We start from the raw sequence: 15,940 nt of genomic DNA, 5'->3' as shown, positions 1-15,940 counted from the left end.
GCTCCCGCCGGCTCCCGGGTCGGCTCTCCGCCGGTGCGCTAGTGCTCTGACCGCATAGGTTCACCGGGTTCCGTTCTGGTTCGACGGCGGAGAAGTCGGATGCAGCCGCATCGCGCGTCTGCGAGCATGCGTCGCTGTGGAGATCAACAACTCTGTCGTCCGACGCGCGGTCGCCTCCGATGCTGCTGCGGTGGCCGATGTGTGGCTGCGTGCCTTCGCGGCGGCGCTTCCGGGCGTGCGCCGTGCGCATACGGACGACCAGGTCCGGTCCTGGTTCCGGGAGGTGGTCGTGCCGGGCCAGGATACGTGGGTGGCGACGGTCGACGGCTCGGTGGTCGGGATGATGGTGCTGGACGGCGAAGACCTGGATCAGCTCTATCTCGATCCCGCCTGGCAGGGCCAGGGCATCGGCGGCCGACTCGTCGACCTTGCGAAGCAGCGTCGCCCGGCCGGGTTGGCACTGTGGACATTCCAGGTCAACGCGTCGGCACGCCGCTTCTACGAGCGGCACGGCTTCATCGCTGCCGAGTCCACCGATGGGCACCGCAACGAGGAACGCGAGCCGGACATTCGATACGTATGGCACCCCGGGGAGCAAGAGCCCTGAGGATGCTCACGCCGCCTGGGCGAGTGGTCGTCCACCCCAGCAGATGCCCTTCTCGCTGCGGATGCGGGCGCGTTCACGGCCTTCGGCGGCCAGGACGTCGCAGTGGCGGGCGTTGGCGTTTCGCCACCGCAGATAGGCGTGCAGGGCCCCGCGTCTGCACGGTGTGGTTGGGGTGGTTCGAGTTGGCGATAGTGAGCTGGCGCAGCGGGCCGAAGTGGGCTTCGATCGGGTTCGCCCAGGACGCGCAGGTCGGGGTGAAGCACAGCTCGGCCTTGTTCTTCTTCGCCCAGCAGCGGATGTCGGCGCCCTTGTGGGCGGACAGGTTGTCCATGATCACGTAGATCGGGACGTCAGCGCGGCCAAGGTGTTGGCGGCACCCTTTCGGCGGCGGTTGACGCCCCACAGGGTGTCGTCGCCGATCGAGTAGCAGCCGTGGAAGTAGCGCACCCCGTGGGTGCGGTGGTAGGTCGCGGGATGCCGCTCGGGCCGGCCTTGCTCGGCCCAGCCCGAGCCCGCGGTGGGACGAATCCCGAGGGCCGAACTCGTCGAAGGCGAAGACCCGGTCCGGGAAGCGGTCGAGGACCTCCTCGATCCGGTCCAGCTTCGCCTCGCGGTCGGGGTCCGGGGATTCCTTCCACGTCTTGGTGCGCTGGAAGGTCACGCCGCGGCGGGCGAGCAGGCAACGTAAGGCCTCACGGCCGATCCGGATGACGCGCCCCCGGACTTTCCGCAGGTAGGCGGCGAGTTTGCGGATGGACCAGCAGGTGAAGGGCTGACCAAGTTTGGTGGGGCGGGTGGTGGCCGTCTGGATGACGAAGTCCTCGTCGTCAGGCTTGAGCAGGCGGGGACGGCCTCCCGCCCACTGAGGGTCCAGGCAGGCCAGGCCGACATCGTTGAACCGGTGGATCACGTCCCGGACGGTGTCCTCATCGGCCAGCACGAGCTGGGCGATCACCGGCACCCGGTTCCCGCCTGCCGAGGCCAGCAGCATCATCGCGCCGATAGCGCACCGAACTGGTGCTGCCCCGGCGCACGATCCGCTGCAGCTTCGGCCCCTCCTGGTCGGTCAGTCTGCGCACACGGACAGGCTCGCCCAACGCGCCTCCAGCGGTCGGATCGGACGTCACCGCACATCCAACCGTCACGACCACCAACCCGGTGAACCCTCGCGGTCAGAGCACTAGGCCGTGTATCGAAAGTGGATCTTGCGCTGTGGACAATCTCATTCCATGGGGCGGGGAGATCTCACGGACGAGCAGTGGGCGGTGCTGGAACCGTTGTTGCCGAAGGGTGTCAGGGCTGGGCAAGCGTCCGTCTGGCCTCGGCAACAGTTGCTGGACGTCCGGCCCCATCCGTCCCGCATAGATTCCCTTTGTGTAAGAGCTGCGAGACATGGGTGCCCGGCATGGTCAGAAAGGTGCACACCGGATGAGTGATGAGCAGAGCAGGCTGAGGGAGGAATCCCTCGGCAGGGCGTTCACCGGTGCCTCGCGCGTCGAGTGCAGTCCCGTGGACATCGAGGCGGCCCGCCTGGCCTACCAGGAGGCGGGTTTCGACGTCACCGACGAGCTCATGGCGTTCCTCGGGACGTACGGCGAGACGACGGCCTTCTGGCCGTCGCACGTCACCGGGGACGAGACCTCGCTGACGATCTCAGTCGAGGAGGCTGCGGAGGCGTTCGCGCCGAACGTGCGGTACTTCGAGAAGCGCCTCGGCATGTCCGCCCTGCCGGTGGGCATTGCCTTCGAGACCGAGGAGATGGTCCTCCTCGCCGAGAACGGCGACATCGTCCTTGGCGGCGACGCGGGAGTTCAGCGGGTCGCCAAAGGGTTCGAGGAAGCCGTGCGGGCTCTGATCTCGGGTGACTGGGACATGACGTTCTTCTAGTCGCCGGAGCTCTAACGGCAGGTGCTGGTCACAGCCATTCGTTGATAGCAGCGATGAGGACGGTGGCCTCGTAGCGGGCGGCGAGCTTGTTGTAGCGTGTGGCGACCGCGCGGTTCCTCTTGAGGCGGTTGATCCCGCACTCGACCGCGTGACGCTCGCGGTAGTCGACCGGGTCGAAGCGTGGCGGCCGACCGCCGCGGGAGCCGAGCTTCTGGCGGTTGCGCGCCTGGTCGGCCTTGTCCGGGATGGTGCAGCGGCTCCCGCGGGGGCGCAGGTAGGCGCGGTTCTTGCGGGAGGCGTACGCCTTGTCGGCCCGCACCCGATGGGGGCGGACGCGCGGCCGGCCTGGCCCGAGGCGGGGCACGCGAACCTTCTCCAGCACGGGCTCGAACTGCGGCGAGTCTCCGCGCTGCCCTGCCGTGACCAGGATCGACATGGGCTTCTGTCCCTGCTCGACGGCCAGGTGCAGCTTGGTGGTGAACCCGCCGCGCGAGCGTCCCAGCCCGTGATCACGGGGCTCGGTGAAGATGCCGCCCGGCGGTTCCTTTTGCCGGTCGCCCTGCTTGCGGGCCCCGGCCGCATGCTGATGGGCGCGGCAGACCGTGGAGTCGACGTTCAAGTCCCACACGATCGCGCCCTTCGCGTCGGCCAGGGACTGGAACTGGGTGAGGATTCGCTGCCAGGTGCCGTTCCGCTGCCACCGGCGGAATAGGTCGTAGACCCGGCTCCACGGTCCGTACTCGACGGGGACGTCCCGCCACGGAAGAACCGAGATCATGCACAGCCCAAGATCCACTTTCGATACACGGCCTAGTCGGGTCGCGGGGCCGGGCGGTGGGGGAGAGCGCAGGCGGCGGTACCTCCCGGCATGCGGTGACGGTTGTTCGCGATGAGCCGGTACACACCGTGGGCCACCCACCGCACGGGAGGAAGCGTGAGCAACGCACCCGCCGCCGGCCACCCTCCGCCCGAGCTCAAGAGCACCTTCGCGACGGCCTGGGCGCCCCCGTACACGACACCGCCGGGCGTGACCCACAGCACTTCGTGCGAGGCCCGCGTCGACGTGACGCCGAGACCCTCCAAGTCCGCGAACTGCCAGGCAGTGGTCTCGCACCGGGGCTTCAGGCGTCGCTCGGCGAACCTCACCGAGGTGGAGCAGAATCCGCAGTCTCCATCGAAAACGAGCACAGGCTGATTTCGCATGACCCCATCATGCCGCGCGGGGAGCGGAGCGGCTGCCGCGGCTCCGTCCTTACGTTCAGGAGCGGCATACGACCTCGGTCAGGCGGTCGGCGGCGTCGACGGCGGCCTTCGCGAGCCGGGCGCCCGGGTGCCGGGTGAGGCGTTGGATCGGGCCCGTGACCGTCACGGCGGCCACCACCCGCTGCGACGGGCCGCGGACCGGCGCCGAGACAGAGGCCATGCCGGGTTCGCGCTCACCGATCGACTGGGCCCAGCCCCGGCGCCGTACGCCGCTCAGGGCGGTCGCGGTGAAGCGGGCACCCTGCAGGCCCTGGTAGAACCGCTCCGGCTCCTCCCAGGCCAGCAGGACCTGGGCGGCGGAGCCGACCTTCATGGGGAGTGTGGACCCCACCGGCACGATGTCGCGCAGGCCGGACGTCCGCTCGGCGGCGGCGACGCAGACGCGCACCTCACCCTGGCGCCGGTAGAGCTGCGCGCTCTCGCCCGTGGCGTCCCGGAGGGAGGTCAGGACCGGGCCGGCCGCGGCCAGCAGGCAGTCCTCGTCCGAGGCGGCCGAGAGCTCGGCGATCCAGGGCCCGAGGACGAACCGGCCCTGGATGTCCCTGCCGACCAGCCGGTGGCGTTCGAGCGCCGTGGCGAGCCGGTGGACCGTGGGCCGCGCGAGACCGGTGGTGGCGACCAGCCCGGCCAGATGGGCAGGGCCCGACGCCAGCGCGTCGAGGATCACCGCGGCCTTGTCGAGGACGCCGACACCGCTAGAAATATCCGAAATGTCCATGGAAAGGGGTACTCCAGTCTCGGCGCGCGAGCATGCCTCGCGGCGACCTCACCCGGGGGAGGGCAGGGGAAGGAAGGTGAGGGAGGGGGATGGTCAGCGGGAAAGGGCCGAAGACGTCGGCCGATATGCCGCGACGATCATGAGCTGGGTACGCGGAAAGCCCGGAACGGACAGAGCCGGGGCGAAGGGCAGCGTAGAGAGCACCGTGTCTCCTCATCTTTTCCCGCGCCACGTTGGCGCAGGCCGGAGTTGGCACTGATCCCGACGAGACGGCGCGAACAGGGAGCGCCGAGACGATCGGGGAGTTGCCGGGGCTTCGTAGGGCCGGTCCCTCCACCCCTCTGGATGATTCGCGGAGAACCATACAAGACTCCCGGGGCGAGCTGCCAGGGGGCCCCTGGTGACGCCATCGGACAGGCCGTGCCGCGTGTGCTGAACGCCGGCGCCTCGCCCGGCTGCCGGGGGAGCTCGTCCCGGCTCGTAGGGATCCCACCCGCAGGATGATCCCCGGCCGCCGCGCGATAGATTGCCGGCGACACGAGAAAAGAGCTCGCATGGACTCCCGCATCCCGCGGCTGCGACGCAAGCTTGCACGCATTCCCTACACGCCCCACCGAAGCCACTCCTTCGGCGAGGAACGGCACGCATTCCGTCTCGGCCCCCGCTTGCCCGAAGCCCGGGCAGACGCCTTCGAAGCCGAGAACGACGTGGAACTCCCGCGCCCCTACCGAGACTTCCTCACGAACATGGGCGGCACGGGTGCGTCCCCGTACTACGGACTGATCCCCCTGGAACGCTGCGCCCTCTTCACGATGAACCGCGCATCCGCCGACACGCGGACGAGAGGATTCCGTCGGGCCTACCGCCCCACACGCGAAGGCCACCTCTTCCTGCACGTCATCGAACGCGGCTGCAGCGACCTCGCCCTCCTCGGAGTGACCGGCCCGCTCACCGGGCGCGTCCTCATCGGCAACACCGACGGCTTCTGGGGCCCGAACGTCTCCTCGGCCCCGGACTTCCTCGCCTGGTACGAGCGCTGGCTCGACCACATGGCCGGCGGACAGGACAACCGAGCCCTGCTGCTCACCTCACCGCGGCTGCACGTCCACCCACAGCAGTACCGACTCTCGCCGAAGATCTGACCCCGGCCCGGGCCCGGGCCCTGACTCTGGCCCGGGAACGGCGGGGCGTGGGAGCTACCGCCTGCGTTCGGCCGCGGTGAGACCGCGCAGTGTCCACAGCCCGTACGCGGCAAGAAGCGGCTTGAGCAGCGTCCACTCCCCGAGGCGATAGTCGGCGGCGCGTACGAGCCTGTCGGCGAGATCAGGCCGCTGACGGCGCAGGTAGGCGCGCGCCTTGAGCGCGTGTGCGGGCTGGGACACGATCGCGATGCGCTCCGCGTCCTCGATCAGCGGGACCACGTGGGTGATGTTCTCCCAGGTGGTCCTGCTCCGGTCCTCGACGAGAACACGGCCCGTGTACCGCAGAACGGACCGCGCGTAGTCGGCCATCAGCTCGGCCTCGGCGGTGTCACCACCGACCGCCCCTCCGCTGAAGACGACCACGGAGTCGCCGCCGGCGTCCGCATCGACGGAACGGATCCCGGCCCGGACCCGCCAGCGGTTGATGAGGTTGATCGACTCGGACGGATTGCGGTAGCCGAGCACGACCACAGCCCGGGAACCGTGGCCGCCGGCCTCGACCAGGGTCCGCGACCAACGCCGGTTCAACCACTCACCCCAGGCCAGCACGGCGACTCCGGCGGCCGGCAACGTCCACGCTCGCATCGGCAACGTCCACGCTCGCATGACGGACGATCCTAGGCCCTGCCCGGCGGGTCACGCCGGGCCGTCGGCGCCGCGTCCCTGCGCGGCGCGGCGGGCCAGGAGCTGGGCGTAGGAGTCGGGTCCGTCGAAAACGCCTCGACATCGGTGGCCTCGATGAGGAACGCTGCGCGCGATGACCAGAATTGACGACACGCCGCCCGCGTGGGACGAGCGCACCCAGCTCACCACGTTCCTCGACTACACCCGTGACACGGCCCGCGCCAAGTGCGAGGGCGTCTCCGCGGAGAACGCCCGCAAGGCGATCCTGCCGAAGTCACCGCTGATGACCATGAGCGGAGTGATCAACCACCTCCGCTGGGTCGAGTACTACTGGTTCGAAGTGGTCCTCCTCGGCGGGGAGGACATCGGCCCCTGGACCGATGAGGACCCCGACCGCGAGATGCGTATCGCCGTCGACTTCCCGCTCACGCAGTTGCTCGACGAATACGCCGAACAGAGCGCCCGCTACCGCGAACTGGTCGCCGAGAACGACCTGGAGACCAAGGCGAAGCGCGCCATCCGCAACGGCCTCCACGTCGATCTGCGCTGGATCCTCCTGCACCTCACCGAGGAGACGGCCCGCCACAACGGACACCTCGACATCCTGCGCGAGCTGCTCGACGGCACGACCGGCGACTGAGCCGCTGTCCGTTGGAGACCACGGGGGCCGGCTGCCGTTGCTGCCTCGGGCCCGCAGGGTGGCCCGCTGGTTCTTCGGCTCCGGCGCACCGTCGGGTATGTCCCCCGAACGCGTGCGGAAGGGGGCTCCGTGCGATCCTCCGTCCATGAATGAGTTCGGCGACGCGCACATACGCTACGGGACGCTGCTGTGGATGGCCCTCCTCGCAGCCGACGCCCAGGACCAACGGTCCTGGTTGGGGGAGCGCGAGCTGGAGACGGAGCCGGTCGTCGAAGAGGTGGAACTCCTCTGCCGCATGTCCGAAGGGTTCGCCGAGCGCGGGGTCCTCGAACCCGGGCAACTGCGCGACCTTCAGGCCGTCGGCCGGCGACTCGGCGAGATCGACGCCGGGCATCGCGTCGGCCTCTGGGCCGACGCCCTGGCCTCTGATTCGGCTTGGGACGACATCCGTCTTCTCGCCCGCCAGTTCCTCATCAGCACGCTGGGGGACTGGCGCCAGCCACTGCCAGGCCGCTCGGCAGGCCCGCACAAGGGCGACCACTGAACCCCCGGGACCTCACCCCCCGAACTCCCGGGCCCGCGAGGACGGCCCCTCTGCACAGCGCTCCCCGAGACAGGAAGACCCGCCCGATGCACCCCGCCGTCCAGGAACTCACCCGCCTCGTCCCTCCGCCGGCCGGCGGCGGGCCCCGCACCTGGTCCCGGACGGAGCAGCTGCTGGGTACCGCGCTGCCCCAGGACTACAAGGACCTCGTCGACACCTACGGCGGGGGCGTCTTCGACGGGACGATCTGGATCCTGGAGCCGGACTGCACCGACCAGGACTACGACCTGGTGGCGATCGCGGGCGAGCGCACCGAGGTACTCGGCAGGCTCTGGGACCGCGGCGAGCCGAAGCCGGACGAACTCGCGGCGGACGGAAGCGACGTGCTCCCCTTCGCCTACATCGAGGGCAGCGGCGCCTACCTCTACTGGCTCACCAGCGAGACGGCGAAGCCCGAGCAATGGACCGTCCTGGTCAACGAAGGCCGTGGACCCGAGTGGGAACACCACGCCGTCTCCGCCGCCGAGTTCGTCGCCGGAGTGCTCACCGGGCGCATCCACTCGGAGACCCTCGGCGAGTTCGAGGACACGGAGCGGGGCTTCGACTCGAACGCGGACATCTTCGGCTCCCACGTGTAGGTGTCGACGAGGGTGTCTCCGGCTCGTGCGCCGGTGACGGCTCACCGGGCGGCGGCTGTCGGACCCGCCGAGGCCCCGGATGCGCCTGAGCCGACTGCCCCGCCGGTCCCGCTGGTCCCGCCGGTTTTGCCAGTCCCGCCAGTCCCGCCAGTCCCACCGGACCCCGCTCCGGCGAAATGGGCCGTCGCCAGGACCGTACCGTCCGGGGCCACCAGGCGGGCGCCGCTCAGGGTGTCGGCAGCCACGGGAGCCGGGGCGCCCCAGTAGCCGTAACCCGCCCTGAGCGGGAACGAGCCGAGCGGTACGGCGGAGCCGTCGGCCCGCACCAGGAGGCACCGCACGGGGCCGTCGGCCGCCCGTACCTCACCGAGGTCGACCGACATGTACACCCAGCCGTTCCCGCCCGCCGCGTCCGCCGGGTGCGCGTAGATCCGCCCCACCTCCCTGCCGGCTCCGACCCCGGCTCCGGTCCCGTCCGAGGAGACCAGGGCCGCCTCCAGGACGCGCGGCGCCGGGGCCACCACCTGGGGAGCGCCCTCCACCGCCGTACCGACCGCCCAGCCGCCGAACCCGAAGGCCAGCGCCGTGGCCACGCCCGCCGCCGCCATCCGGAAGCGACGCCCCCGAACGCGCCGTCGCGCCGCCGGCGGGGGAGCCGCGGCTGCCGGGGCAGGGGCCGGCGTACGGGCGGGAGTCATCGTCCGTACCACCCGGCTCTCGAAACCCACGGGTGGCTCCGCCCCCGGCAGCAACCCGAGCAGCCCGTCCCCGACCACCGTCAGCCGCTCCACATACGCCCGGCAGTCCGGGCAGCGGTCCAGATGGGCCACCGCCTCGGCCCGCTCGCGCGCCGGAAGGATCCCCAGCGCCAGCTCGGCACCCTCCTCGCGCAGCCGCTCGCAGTCCATGCCGCTCACCGCGTCTCCTCGCTCTCCAGGAGCGCCCGCACCTTGATCGTCCCCGTCCGGATCCTGGTCTTCGCCGTGCCCAGCGGTACGCCCTCGAAGGCGGCGACCTCCCGCGCCGTCATCCCGTAGATCCCGGCCATCACCAGCGCCCGCGCCTGTTCCCGGGGCAGCGCCGCCACCGCCCGCCGGACCCGCTCGGCCGCGTCGTCGGCGAGCGCGCGCCGCTCCGGAGTCTCCGACACGATCCCCACCAGCGCCTCCAGGTCCTCCGGGGCCACGGGGGTCGCGCGCCGCGCCCGTACCGCGTCGATCGCCAGGTTGTGCGCGATGGCCGTCAGCCAGGTCCGTACGGATCCCCGCCTGCCGTCGTACACCTGGGCATGCCGCCATGCCCGCTCGAAGGTCTGCTGGGCCACGTCCTCCGCGAGCCGCGGATCGCCGACGACGGCGACGGCCACCCCGTAGACGGAGCGCTGGAAACGGCGCACGAAGGCCACCGCGATCTCCGGATCGCCCGTGGCGAGACCGGAGAGCAGTGCCTCGTCGGGAACCCGCTCCAGCGGAAGGCCCATGCGTCCCACACTCGTGGATACGTCCGAAGTCCCCGAAGGGATGGTCCGAGCTCATTGTCCGCCCGGACCGCAATCCGGGCGCGGCCGAGCGCCGTACCCCCTCTGGGGACCGAACGGGAGGACCGAACCGGAGGACCGAACCGGGCGGCCGATCACGAGGACCGAACGGGGCCGCCGATCACGAGGACCGAACCGGGCGGCCGATCCCGAGGACCGGTCCGTGGGACCGGTCCGAAGAGCCGACGCGGAGGACGGAACGATGACGAAACCGACACCACGTACCCGCGCGCTGCTCGGCCTGTCGGCCGCCGCGCTGGCCGGCCTCCTCGCCGCCTGCGGAGGCGGCAACGGCGACGGTTCCAGCAGCACGACCACACCGCCCCCCGCGCAGAAGAGCACGGCCCCGGCCGGCGCGACCCAGGTGAAGGCGGACCTGACCGACTTCAGGATCACGCTGTCGCAGCAGACCTTCACGCCCGGCACGTACGCCTTCGTCGCCACGAACACCGGGCACCACGACCACGCCCTGGAGGTCGAGGGGCCGGGCGGCGAGAACCGCTCCAGCACCATCGGCCCGGGAGAGTCCACCACCCTCACCGTCACCCTGAAGGACGGCACGTACGAGATCTACTGCCCGGTCGACGGACACAAGGACCTGGGCATGAAGACCGAGATCACGGTGGCCGGCGCCCCCGTCAACAAGCCGGACACCACCCCGACCACCCCGTCGACTCCGAACACTCCCGGCAATGGCTACTGACCGAACCCGCCGCATCGCCGTGCTCGTGCTGCGGCTCGTCGCCGCGGGCCTGACGGCGACGATGGGCGCCATCCACCTCTCCCTGTGGGCCGACGGCTACCGCGACCTGGCCACCATCGGCTGGCTGTTCCTGCTGAACGGCGTCCTGGGCTGTCTCCTCGCCGCGGTCCTGCTCCTCACCCCGTACCGCTGGCTCGGACCGGTCGCCGCCGCCACGGCGCTGTTCACGGCGGGCACCCTCGGCGCGCTCTTCCTGAGCCTCACGACGGGCCTGTTCGGCTTCCACGAATCGGCCGACGCGGACCTCGTCCGCGCCAGCATCGCGGTCGAGACGGCGGGCGTCCTGGTCCTGACCACCCTGGGGGCGTCCGCACTCAGCCACCGCCACCGTCACCACCCACGGGGAGAGGACGGAAGCTGACACGCGCTGTACGGTGGCGCGATGACCGAATCCTGGCCGACGGGCGCGTCAGGCGTGCTCCAGCTGCCCTCGGGTCGGCTGGTCCGCGGCCGTGCCCTGCGGCGACCCCTGCCTGAGGGCCCGGCCCCGACTTTCGCCGTCCACCTGCTCGGCCGCCGCCCGCCCGAGACCCCGTGGGCGTCCGTCTGGCTCCGCTGGCCCGACTTCCGGCTGCCGGCCGACCCCGCCGAGGCCCGTACGGTGCTCGGCGAGGCCTGGGAACGGGCGGCCGACGAACGGGTCGAGTTCGCCTGCGGCGGCGGACGGGGGCGTACGGGCACCGCCCTCGCCTGCCTCGCCGTCCTCGACGGCGTCCCGCCCGCCGAAGCCGTGGCCTATGTGCGCCGCCACTATGACCGTCACGCCGTCGAGACGCCCTGGCAGCGCCGTTACGTGCGCGCTTTCACCACCGACTGAACGGCCCGATCCCTCTCCGCACTCGACCTCCCCGCGTCACGAACCCCCGCCGACCGTCGCGGAGTTGCGGATCACCGTGTCCAAGGTGCGCCGGTCGGCGGCGAGTCGCGCGGCGTTGTCACGGATGTACCGGTCCTGGATGCGGACTTCGACGCCGTGCCAGACCTCGGCGACGCGATGGCGGCGCCGGCAGGAGAGGTCCGCGAGGGCGGTCGCGATCTGCCCGGCCGACACGCGTGGTCGGGGATCGGGGCGGAAGCGCGGGTCCTGGTCGGCGTCCAGGGGTGCGGCGTAGGAGTAACCCTCCTCCCGCATGCACGCGGACCAGAGGCCGAATACCTCGCGGACGGCCGGGTCGCGCAGGGAGGCATCGTACGAGGCGAAGTTGAGCCGCTCCACGAGCGGGGAAACGCCCCGCGACTGGCTCCCGAGGGTGGCGCGGGCCTGGCCGAAGCAGCCCCCGGGGGGAATCTTCCTACCGTCGAAAGAACCCTGCCGGGCCTCGGGGCCCGCCTGCTCCCGGGCGCTCTCGGGCAGGTTCGAGCCGCCGAGGAGGAGCTCCTCGTCGGGTGAGGGCGCGGGACGTTCGGACTGGGCGCGCAGGGCGGCGTCGTAACGAGCCTGTTCGGCGGCGTCCGGCTGGTACCCGCGCCGGGAGGACAGGGCCTCGTCGTGGATGCCGTAACGCCAGTCCATCATGTTCCGCGGGCCGATCCGGGGGAGGGCGGGCGCGGGACGCCACTCCTTGCCGAAGGAGCGCATGCAGCGCTGTACGAGGGTGCCCTCAGCGGCCGCGATGGCGGCGGCCTGCCGCTCCGTCGGCTGGTAGGCCTGGAGCGGAAGGGTCCAGGTCGACGGGTCAGTGGCCCCGGTGGCAGCTGTGGCCCCGGTGGCCCCGGTGGCCCCGGTGGTGGCTGAGTCCCCTGAACTCCCGGCGACCGGGGACACAGGGGAGGCCGAAGGGGCCGGGAAGCCGGGCGAGGCCTTCGCCGAGGCGGCTGAGTGGGTCGGGCCGCTCGCGCAGCCCGCGGCCAGCGCGACCGCCGCCGCGGTCAGGGACAGGGGGGCGACGCGCCTTCGGCGGCCGTGCCGTGTGCTCATGTCTGTTCCTCGCCCGGGCTTCACATCACCAGCAGTTGGCGAACTCGATGGAGCGGTTCTCGTTCTTCAGGCCCGCGTCGGCGAGGTTGCCGCCGCTGCGCGGCGAGTAGGTCCGGTAGGGGCCCTTCCGGTTGTAGCCGGAGTTGTAGTAGACGGTGCCGCAGTAGGCGTCGTACCAGTTGTAGACGGACGCGGCGTTGTTGCCGACGACCTGTCCGGAGCCGTTCCCCTTGCCGTCGCAGAACGTCAGGGCGTGGGGGCCGTCGCCTCTGTAGACGTTCAGGAGGTCCCAGAGGGGGTGGCCGATGTTGATCCACGAACCGGCGTAGTTCGAGTTGTAGTAGAAGCGGAACCGGAACTTGTCGGTGTGGTCGGCACACCGGGAGAAGGTCGCGCCGTCCGGCTCCACGTCCCACCACTGGTCGTAGTTGCTGTCGTACATCGGGTTGTCCTCGGCGGAGGCCGGGGTCGCGGTGAGGCTCAGGCTCGCCGCCGCCAGGACGCCCACCAGGGCGGCCATCCGTGTCCGACGGGTCCGCTGGGTCCGGGGGGTGGGCGTGGCCGAGGTGTCGCGCATGTGCGTCAGGTCTCCTTCGAGGCTTTCGAGTACTTCGAGGGGGCCTGAGGAACCGGCGGAGCGCAGGGCAAGCCGGAGAGAAGCGGGCCCCCGATCACCGCTCCGGCGGAAAACTAGCAGGTCAGAGTGTCAGGTGCATGTCGGGTGATCTTGTTCGGCGTGTCGACCGGCCCATCAGTGGCCTCGTACGGAGCGGAAGACAGGGAACCGCGATCGGCTGTCCGAGGGTGTCGCACCCTGTCCCGGACGGCTGTACCCGTGAAGTGGATCCCGGGCACCCTCACGTACGCCTTCCCGGGGACGTTCTTGTCCGGCTCCATCACCGCCTGCTCCTGGGCCGGTTCGCGGTCCTGCGGAACGCCCATCGCGATCTACAGGTGAGGTGAAGGATCAGCGGGCCCGGCATGGGCCCGCTGATCTGCCGCCACTGGCAACTCCATCTGATCCTGGCTAAGTTGACCCCCCCTTGGGGGCCGTCCCCGGCCGCGAGGGGAATCGAGTCGGGCGATGCGCTCGACCGAGGCAAGGAGGGGCTTGTGTCTCAGGAGGAGCGTGATGCCAGGCTGGGTCTGACGGGCCTGACCGGCGTCGAGAGGGAGGCCCGGATGCGCCTGCTGCGGGAGCGGCTTGAACGGGAGGCCGCGGCGGCGAGGGCTGCACTCGAGACGGAGCGACGCCGCAGGGCCGACTCCAGAAGGCGATGACCAGGGCGCGTACGAGCCGGGGACGGCGGTCAGCGAGCCGGTAGGGCCTTGATGCCGCCGCCGCCCAGGCAGTGAGCCAGAAACGACTGCCGGATGGGCGACAAGGCAGTGCGGTACTGCCGCCGCATCCGCGACGTAGCCGTCGCGAGAGCAATCCGACGGCTGGTCGGGGTGGCCATGGCCGACCTGACCGAGGGCGACGACGCACCGGTCCGGTGTCGGCTGCCGAGCCGGCCGCCCTCCGCCGGGTCGTGCCGTCGTCGACGCAGGACTCATCCCATCGCACCGCGTGCGTTTGACATCCCCTGGCGGCCAGCCAAGAGTGCCTTTCAGGCGATATCAGACATATGGATGGGAGTCAGAAATGCGTTTCTGTACCGACCGTGGGCGTCTCGGCGTCATCGTGCCCGCGCTGGCCGCCGCATTCGCCATGCCCCTCGCGTCCGCGGCCCCCGCCGCGGCATGCACGTCCACCGGCACGGTCAGCCGCTCCGGAGGGACCGTCACGTTCGAACCGGTGTCGGGCTCGGCCAACCAGGTCACCTTCTACGTCGCCACGGCCCCCCTCCTGCGGGTGTCCGACCCGGCCGGCATCACCGCGGGCCCCGGCTGCACCCAGACGAGCCCGCGCACCGCGACCTGCGGAACGATCGCCGGGATCACCGGCATCCACGCCGACGGCGGCGACGGGGACGACCGACTCGCGGCCGGGGCGGACCTCAACATCCCCGTCGACTTCAACGGAGGCCCCGGCCGGGACGTTCTCGTCGGTGGCACCGCCGACGACCACCTGGAGGACCCCGACGGCTGGCCCGCCCGCCCCGACCGGGCCACCTTCCGCGGCCTCGCCGGCAACGACGTCATCATCAGCCGCAACGGCGGCTACGACCGCGTGGAGTGCGAGGGCGGCACCAACGACACCGTCACGGCGGACCTCGTGGCCCTGGACCAGGTCACGAACACCTGCGAGACGATCATCCGCGGCTGACGCCCGCACACGCACCGAACGCGGTGTCCTTCCCCGAAGGCGCAGCAGATCCCGAGCCGCGACCGGCCGCCGCATGCCGGGGTCCCTTAAGGGCACGGATCGAGGCGTTCGGTGCTCGTTCAGCTCAGAGGGCGGACACCCAGTACCGGTCGAAGGTGAACCGGCCGTTGCCGCCGGCGCCGTCTCGGATGCCGGTGGTCTCCCGGGCCAGGGTGTACCAGGCGTCCACGAAGTCGGCGTCGTCGGTCCAGAAAGAGGACGGGATCGCGTCGACGACCGGGTCGACGAGTGGGATGTACGCGCCGAGATCGGTGATGGTCAGCAGGGCGGTGGCGATGGCCTTGGCCAAAGCCGAGTAGTTGGTGTCGCCGTCGTCCTCCATCATCACGACGTCGGCCAGGTTGTACTTGTACTGCGACCAGTTCACCAGGATCTGGTTCGGGTGGTACGTGGTCCCCGCGTCGTTCAGATACGGGTGGGTCACCGTGTCGACGCGGACCTTGCCGTCCTGCCCGAAGCCGCTGACGATGCTGAAGATCTCGGCGTCACCCTTGATCCAGGTCTCTTTGTCGTCGTTGAGGCGCACCGAGGTGATGCGGGAGGTCCAGTAGCCGGAGTCCGCGGTCGCCGCCGGGGCGGCGGAGGTGGCGACACCGGCGGCGGCGAGCTCACGCTCCAGGACCTTCAGCCCGGCCTCGACCGCCTTCTCCCCGTCGATGCCGATGACGTACACGGGCAGGTCGGGGGTCTCGGACGCGTCCAGGGTGTGAGCCCGGCCGTTCGTGTCGTACGCGGTGACGTCGGCGGCCTCGTCGTCGGACGGGGCGACGGCGACGAGGGGTGCGCGGCGGGAGTCCGCGGCCCCGGTCAGGGTCACGGTGAGCAGCCCGCCCGTGTCGGCGGTCAGCCCCTTGACCGCGAGCACCGAGCGGTCCGCAGCCGCGACATCGGCGGCGAGCGATGCCCCCGCCCTCGTACGGGACCTGTCGGCCAGGGCCTGCAGCCCGGTCTCCTTCCCGCCGGCGACGGCACGGCCGACCTCGGCCCGCCAGGCGGAGTCGGCGAGCGACCGGGCCAGCGACCGGGCGGCCGCGTCCTCGGCGGCGGTCACCTGCGGCATCGTCGCCGCGCCGGCCGCCGAGGGTGTCGCCGCGGCGGAGCCTTGGGCGGTGGTGACCACGATGCCGGCGAGGGCGACGCCGCACAGGGCGGTGCGGAGCTGCTTTCTGACGGACAAGACATCCTCCATCGGAAATCGGACGGCGCCCCGGGGTGTCGGGGCATACCGCAGACACCGGCCGCGGGTGCGCGACCGGCGCGGTGGTGCCGG

At 71.1% G+C, this 15,940-nt stretch carries 19 protein-coding genes, 1 pseudogene and 1 riboswitch; of the genes and pseudogenes, 10 read left to right on the top strand and 10 right to left on the bottom strand.

Features of this window, described 5'->3' with window-relative positions; all coding sequences use genetic code 11:
• Positions 1–136 precede the first annotated feature (136 nt).
• Entirely contained in the window at positions 137–607 is a 471-nt protein-coding gene (locus AB5J54_RS02185) for an N-acetyltransferase family protein (RefSeq protein WP_369142137.1), read from the top strand.
• Positions 608–613: 6 nt separating this feature from the next.
• Here AB5J54_RS02185 and AB5J54_RS02180 read toward each other — a convergent pair.
• Positions 614–1,704, bottom strand: a pseudogene (locus tag AB5J54_RS02180) (IS630 family transposase).
• 331 nt (positions 1,705–2,035) lie between these two features.
• On the opposite strand from AB5J54_RS02180, the gene AB5J54_RS02175 reads away from it, so the two are divergent.
• Complete coding sequence (locus tag AB5J54_RS02175) at positions 2,036–2,494, top strand: SUKH-3 domain-containing protein (protein ID WP_369142136.1); 459 nt, start codon at positions 2,036–2,038, stop codon at positions 2,492–2,494.
• A gap of 28 nt (positions 2,495–2,522) precedes the next feature.
• Here the strand turns inward: AB5J54_RS02175 and AB5J54_RS02170 are convergent, their stop codons facing one another.
• From AB5J54_RS02170 to AB5J54_RS02160, 3 genes are read right to left on the bottom strand one after another with little or no spacing between them, the layout of a single operon-like run.
• Positions 2,523–3,272 (bottom strand): IS5 family transposase, encoded by a 750-nt coding sequence (locus AB5J54_RS02170; RefSeq protein WP_369142135.1) that lies wholly within the window; start codon positions 3,270–3,272, stop codon positions 2,523–2,525.
• A gap of 32 nt (positions 3,273–3,304) precedes the next feature.
• Complete coding sequence (locus AB5J54_RS02165) at positions 3,305–3,697, bottom strand: thiol-disulfide oxidoreductase DCC family protein (RefSeq protein ID WP_369142134.1); 393 nt, start codon at positions 3,695–3,697, stop codon at positions 3,305–3,307.
• A gap of 55 nt (positions 3,698–3,752) precedes the next feature.
• The gene (locus tag AB5J54_RS02160; protein ID WP_369142133.1) at positions 3,753–4,475 is read right to left on the bottom strand and encodes an IclR family transcriptional regulator; all 723 of its coding nucleotides are present in this window, start codon (positions 4,473–4,475) and stop codon (positions 3,753–3,755) included.
• A gap of 210 nt (positions 4,476–4,685) precedes the next feature.
• Positions 4,686–4,827, bottom strand: a riboswitch (SAM riboswitch).
• A 202-nt stretch (positions 4,828–5,029) separates the two neighbouring features.
• On the opposite strand from AB5J54_RS02160, the gene AB5J54_RS02155 reads away from it, so the two are divergent.
• Positions 5,030–5,617, top strand: a complete 588-nt coding sequence (locus AB5J54_RS02155; RefSeq protein ID WP_369142132.1) for an SMI1/KNR4 family protein — start codon at positions 5,030–5,032, stop codon at positions 5,615–5,617.
• Positions 5,618–5,671: 54 nt separating this feature from the next.
• On the opposite strand, the gene AB5J54_RS02150 is transcribed toward AB5J54_RS02155, so the two are convergent.
• The gene (locus tag AB5J54_RS02150; protein WP_369142131.1) at positions 5,672–6,262 is read right to left on the bottom strand and encodes a YdcF family protein; all 591 of its coding nucleotides are present in this window, start codon (positions 6,260–6,262) and stop codon (positions 5,672–5,674) included.
• 172 nt (positions 6,263–6,434) lie between these two features.
• Here AB5J54_RS02150 and AB5J54_RS02145 point away from each other — a divergent pair, with 172 nt between their 5' ends.
• The 3 genes from AB5J54_RS02145 to AB5J54_RS02135 all read left to right on the top strand — a co-directional run bounded on the left by AB5J54_RS02145 (position 6,435) and on the right by AB5J54_RS02135 (position 8,123).
• Positions 6,435–6,941 (top strand): DinB family protein, encoded by a 507-nt coding sequence (locus AB5J54_RS02145; protein ID WP_369142130.1) that lies wholly within the window; start codon positions 6,435–6,437, stop codon positions 6,939–6,941.
• A gap of 145 nt (positions 6,942–7,086) precedes the next feature.
• On the top strand, positions 7,087–7,485 hold the full coding sequence (locus AB5J54_RS02140; protein WP_369142129.1) for a hypothetical protein: 399 nt from the start codon (positions 7,087–7,089) through the stop codon (positions 7,483–7,485).
• 86 nt (positions 7,486–7,571) lie between these two features.
• Positions 7,572–8,123: an SMI1/KNR4 family protein gene (locus AB5J54_RS02135; protein WP_369142128.1), complete on the top strand. Its 552-nt coding sequence runs from the start codon at positions 7,572–7,574 to the stop codon at positions 8,121–8,123.
• A 41-nt stretch (positions 8,124–8,164) separates the two neighbouring features.
• Here AB5J54_RS02135 and AB5J54_RS02130 read toward each other — a convergent pair whose 3' ends face one another.
• Together AB5J54_RS02130 and AB5J54_RS02125 are read right to left on the bottom strand one after the other, a co-directional pair.
• Positions 8,165–9,031, bottom strand: coding sequence for an anti-sigma factor (locus AB5J54_RS02130; protein WP_369149187.1), 867 nt, complete (start codon positions 9,029–9,031; stop codon positions 8,165–8,167).
• Between the two features lie 5 nt (positions 9,032–9,036).
• Positions 9,037–9,603 carry a sigma-70 family RNA polymerase sigma factor gene (locus AB5J54_RS02125; protein ID WP_351190790.1) on the bottom strand — a complete coding sequence of 189 codons (567 nt, stop codon included), beginning with the start codon at positions 9,601–9,603 and terminating at the stop codon, positions 9,037–9,039.
• Between the two features lie 259 nt (positions 9,604–9,862).
• Between AB5J54_RS02125 and AB5J54_RS02120 the strand changes: the two genes are divergently transcribed.
• Genes AB5J54_RS02120 through AB5J54_RS02110 form a run of 3 tightly spaced genes read left to right on the top strand, consistent with a single transcriptional unit; the run spans position 9,863 to position 11,240 of the window.
• Complete coding sequence (locus AB5J54_RS02120) at positions 9,863–10,363, top strand: plastocyanin/azurin family copper-binding protein (protein ID WP_369142127.1); 501 nt, start codon at positions 9,863–9,865, stop codon at positions 10,361–10,363.
• Positions 10,353–10,784, top strand: coding sequence for a hypothetical protein (locus AB5J54_RS02115; protein ID WP_369142126.1), 432 nt, complete (start codon positions 10,353–10,355; stop codon positions 10,782–10,784). The genes AB5J54_RS02120 and AB5J54_RS02115 overlap by 11 nt, the downstream gene beginning before the upstream one ends.
• Before the next feature lie 21 nt (positions 10,785–10,805).
• Positions 10,806–11,240, top strand: a complete 435-nt coding sequence (locus AB5J54_RS02110) for a protein phosphatase (RefSeq protein WP_369142125.1) — start codon at positions 10,806–10,808, stop codon at positions 11,238–11,240.
• A gap of 36 nt (positions 11,241–11,276) precedes the next feature.
• Here AB5J54_RS02110 and AB5J54_RS02105 read toward each other — a convergent pair whose 3' ends face one another.
• Both AB5J54_RS02105 and AB5J54_RS02100 read right to left on the bottom strand, forming a co-directional pair.
• Positions 11,277–12,341: a hypothetical protein gene (locus tag AB5J54_RS02105; protein ID WP_369142124.1), complete on the bottom strand. Its 1,065-nt coding sequence runs from the start codon at positions 12,339–12,341 to the stop codon at positions 11,277–11,279.
• 25 nt (positions 12,342–12,366) lie between these two features.
• On the bottom strand, positions 12,367–12,918 hold the full coding sequence (locus AB5J54_RS02100) for a hypothetical protein (protein ID WP_369142123.1): 552 nt from the start codon (positions 12,916–12,918) through the stop codon (positions 12,367–12,369).
• Positions 12,919–13,986: 1,068 nt separating this feature from the next.
• On the opposite strand from AB5J54_RS02100, the gene AB5J54_RS02095 reads away from it, so the two are divergent.
• The gene (locus AB5J54_RS02095; RefSeq protein ID WP_369142122.1) at positions 13,987–14,610 is read left to right on the top strand and encodes a hypothetical protein; all 624 of its coding nucleotides are present in this window, start codon (positions 13,987–13,989) and stop codon (positions 14,608–14,610) included.
• Positions 14,611–14,734: 124 nt separating this feature from the next.
• Here the strand turns inward: AB5J54_RS02095 and AB5J54_RS02090 are convergent, their stop codons facing one another.
• Entirely contained in the window at positions 14,735–15,847 is a 1,113-nt protein-coding gene (locus tag AB5J54_RS02090) for a DUF3103 family protein (RefSeq protein ID WP_369142121.1), read from the bottom strand.
• Positions 15,848–15,940: the final 93 nt, after the last annotated feature.

This window comes from Streptomyces sp. R44 (genome assembly GCF_041053105.1).
Classification (GTDB): domain Bacteria; phylum Actinomycetota; class Actinomycetes; order Streptomycetales; family Streptomycetaceae; genus Streptomyces.
The sequence above is the reverse complement of the archived record's forward strand: the minus strand, read 5'-3'. Positions and strand labels throughout refer to the sequence as shown.

Excerpts from the sequence above, each read along its gene's own strand:
- AB5J54_RS02175 (WP_369142136.1), top strand. The coding sequence starts at position 2,036 with ATGAGTGATGAGCAGAGCAGGCTGAGGGAGGAATCCCTCGGCAGGGCG.
- AB5J54_RS02170 (WP_369142135.1), bottom strand. The coding sequence starts at position 3,272 with ATGATCTCGGTTCTTCCGTGGCGGGACGTCCCCGTCGAGTACGGACCG.
- AB5J54_RS02165 (WP_369142134.1), bottom strand. The coding sequence starts at position 3,697 with ATGCGAAATCAGCCTGTGCTCGTTTTCGATGGAGACTGCGGATTCTGC.
- AB5J54_RS02160 (WP_369142133.1), bottom strand. The coding sequence starts at position 4,475 with ATGGACATTTCGGATATTTCTAGCGGTGTCGGCGTCCTCGACAAGGCC.
- AB5J54_RS02155 (WP_369142132.1), top strand. The coding sequence starts at position 5,030 with ATGGACTCCCGCATCCCGCGGCTGCGACGCAAGCTTGCACGCATTCCC.
- AB5J54_RS02150 (WP_369142131.1), bottom strand. The coding sequence starts at position 6,262 with ATGCGAGCGTGGACGTTGCCGGCCGCCGGAGTCGCCGTGCTGGCCTGG.
- AB5J54_RS02145 (WP_369142130.1), top strand. The coding sequence starts at position 6,435 with ATGACCAGAATTGACGACACGCCGCCCGCGTGGGACGAGCGCACCCAG.
- AB5J54_RS02140 (WP_369142129.1), top strand. The coding sequence starts at position 7,087 with ATGAATGAGTTCGGCGACGCGCACATACGCTACGGGACGCTGCTGTGG.
- AB5J54_RS02135 (WP_369142128.1), top strand. The coding sequence starts at position 7,572 with ATGCACCCCGCCGTCCAGGAACTCACCCGCCTCGTCCCTCCGCCGGCC.
- AB5J54_RS02130 (WP_369149187.1), bottom strand. The coding sequence starts at position 9,031 with ATGGACTGCGAGCGGCTGCGCGAGGAGGGTGCCGAGCTGGCGCTGGGG.
- AB5J54_RS02125 (WP_351190790.1), bottom strand. The coding sequence starts at position 9,603 with ATGGGCCTTCCGCTGGAGCGGGTTCCCGACGAGGCACTGCTCTCCGGT.
- AB5J54_RS02120 (WP_369142127.1), top strand. The coding sequence starts at position 9,863 with ATGACGAAACCGACACCACGTACCCGCGCGCTGCTCGGCCTGTCGGCC.
- AB5J54_RS02115 (WP_369142126.1), top strand. The coding sequence starts at position 10,353 with ATGGCTACTGACCGAACCCGCCGCATCGCCGTGCTCGTGCTGCGGCTC.
- AB5J54_RS02110 (WP_369142125.1), top strand. The coding sequence starts at position 10,806 with ATGACCGAATCCTGGCCGACGGGCGCGTCAGGCGTGCTCCAGCTGCCC.
- AB5J54_RS02105 (WP_369142124.1), bottom strand. The coding sequence starts at position 12,341 with ATGAGCACACGGCACGGCCGCCGAAGGCGCGTCGCCCCCCTGTCCCTG.
- AB5J54_RS02100 (WP_369142123.1), bottom strand. The coding sequence starts at position 12,918 with ATGCGCGACACCTCGGCCACGCCCACCCCCCGGACCCAGCGGACCCGT.
- AB5J54_RS02095 (WP_369142122.1), top strand. The coding sequence starts at position 13,987 with ATGCGTTTCTGTACCGACCGTGGGCGTCTCGGCGTCATCGTGCCCGCG.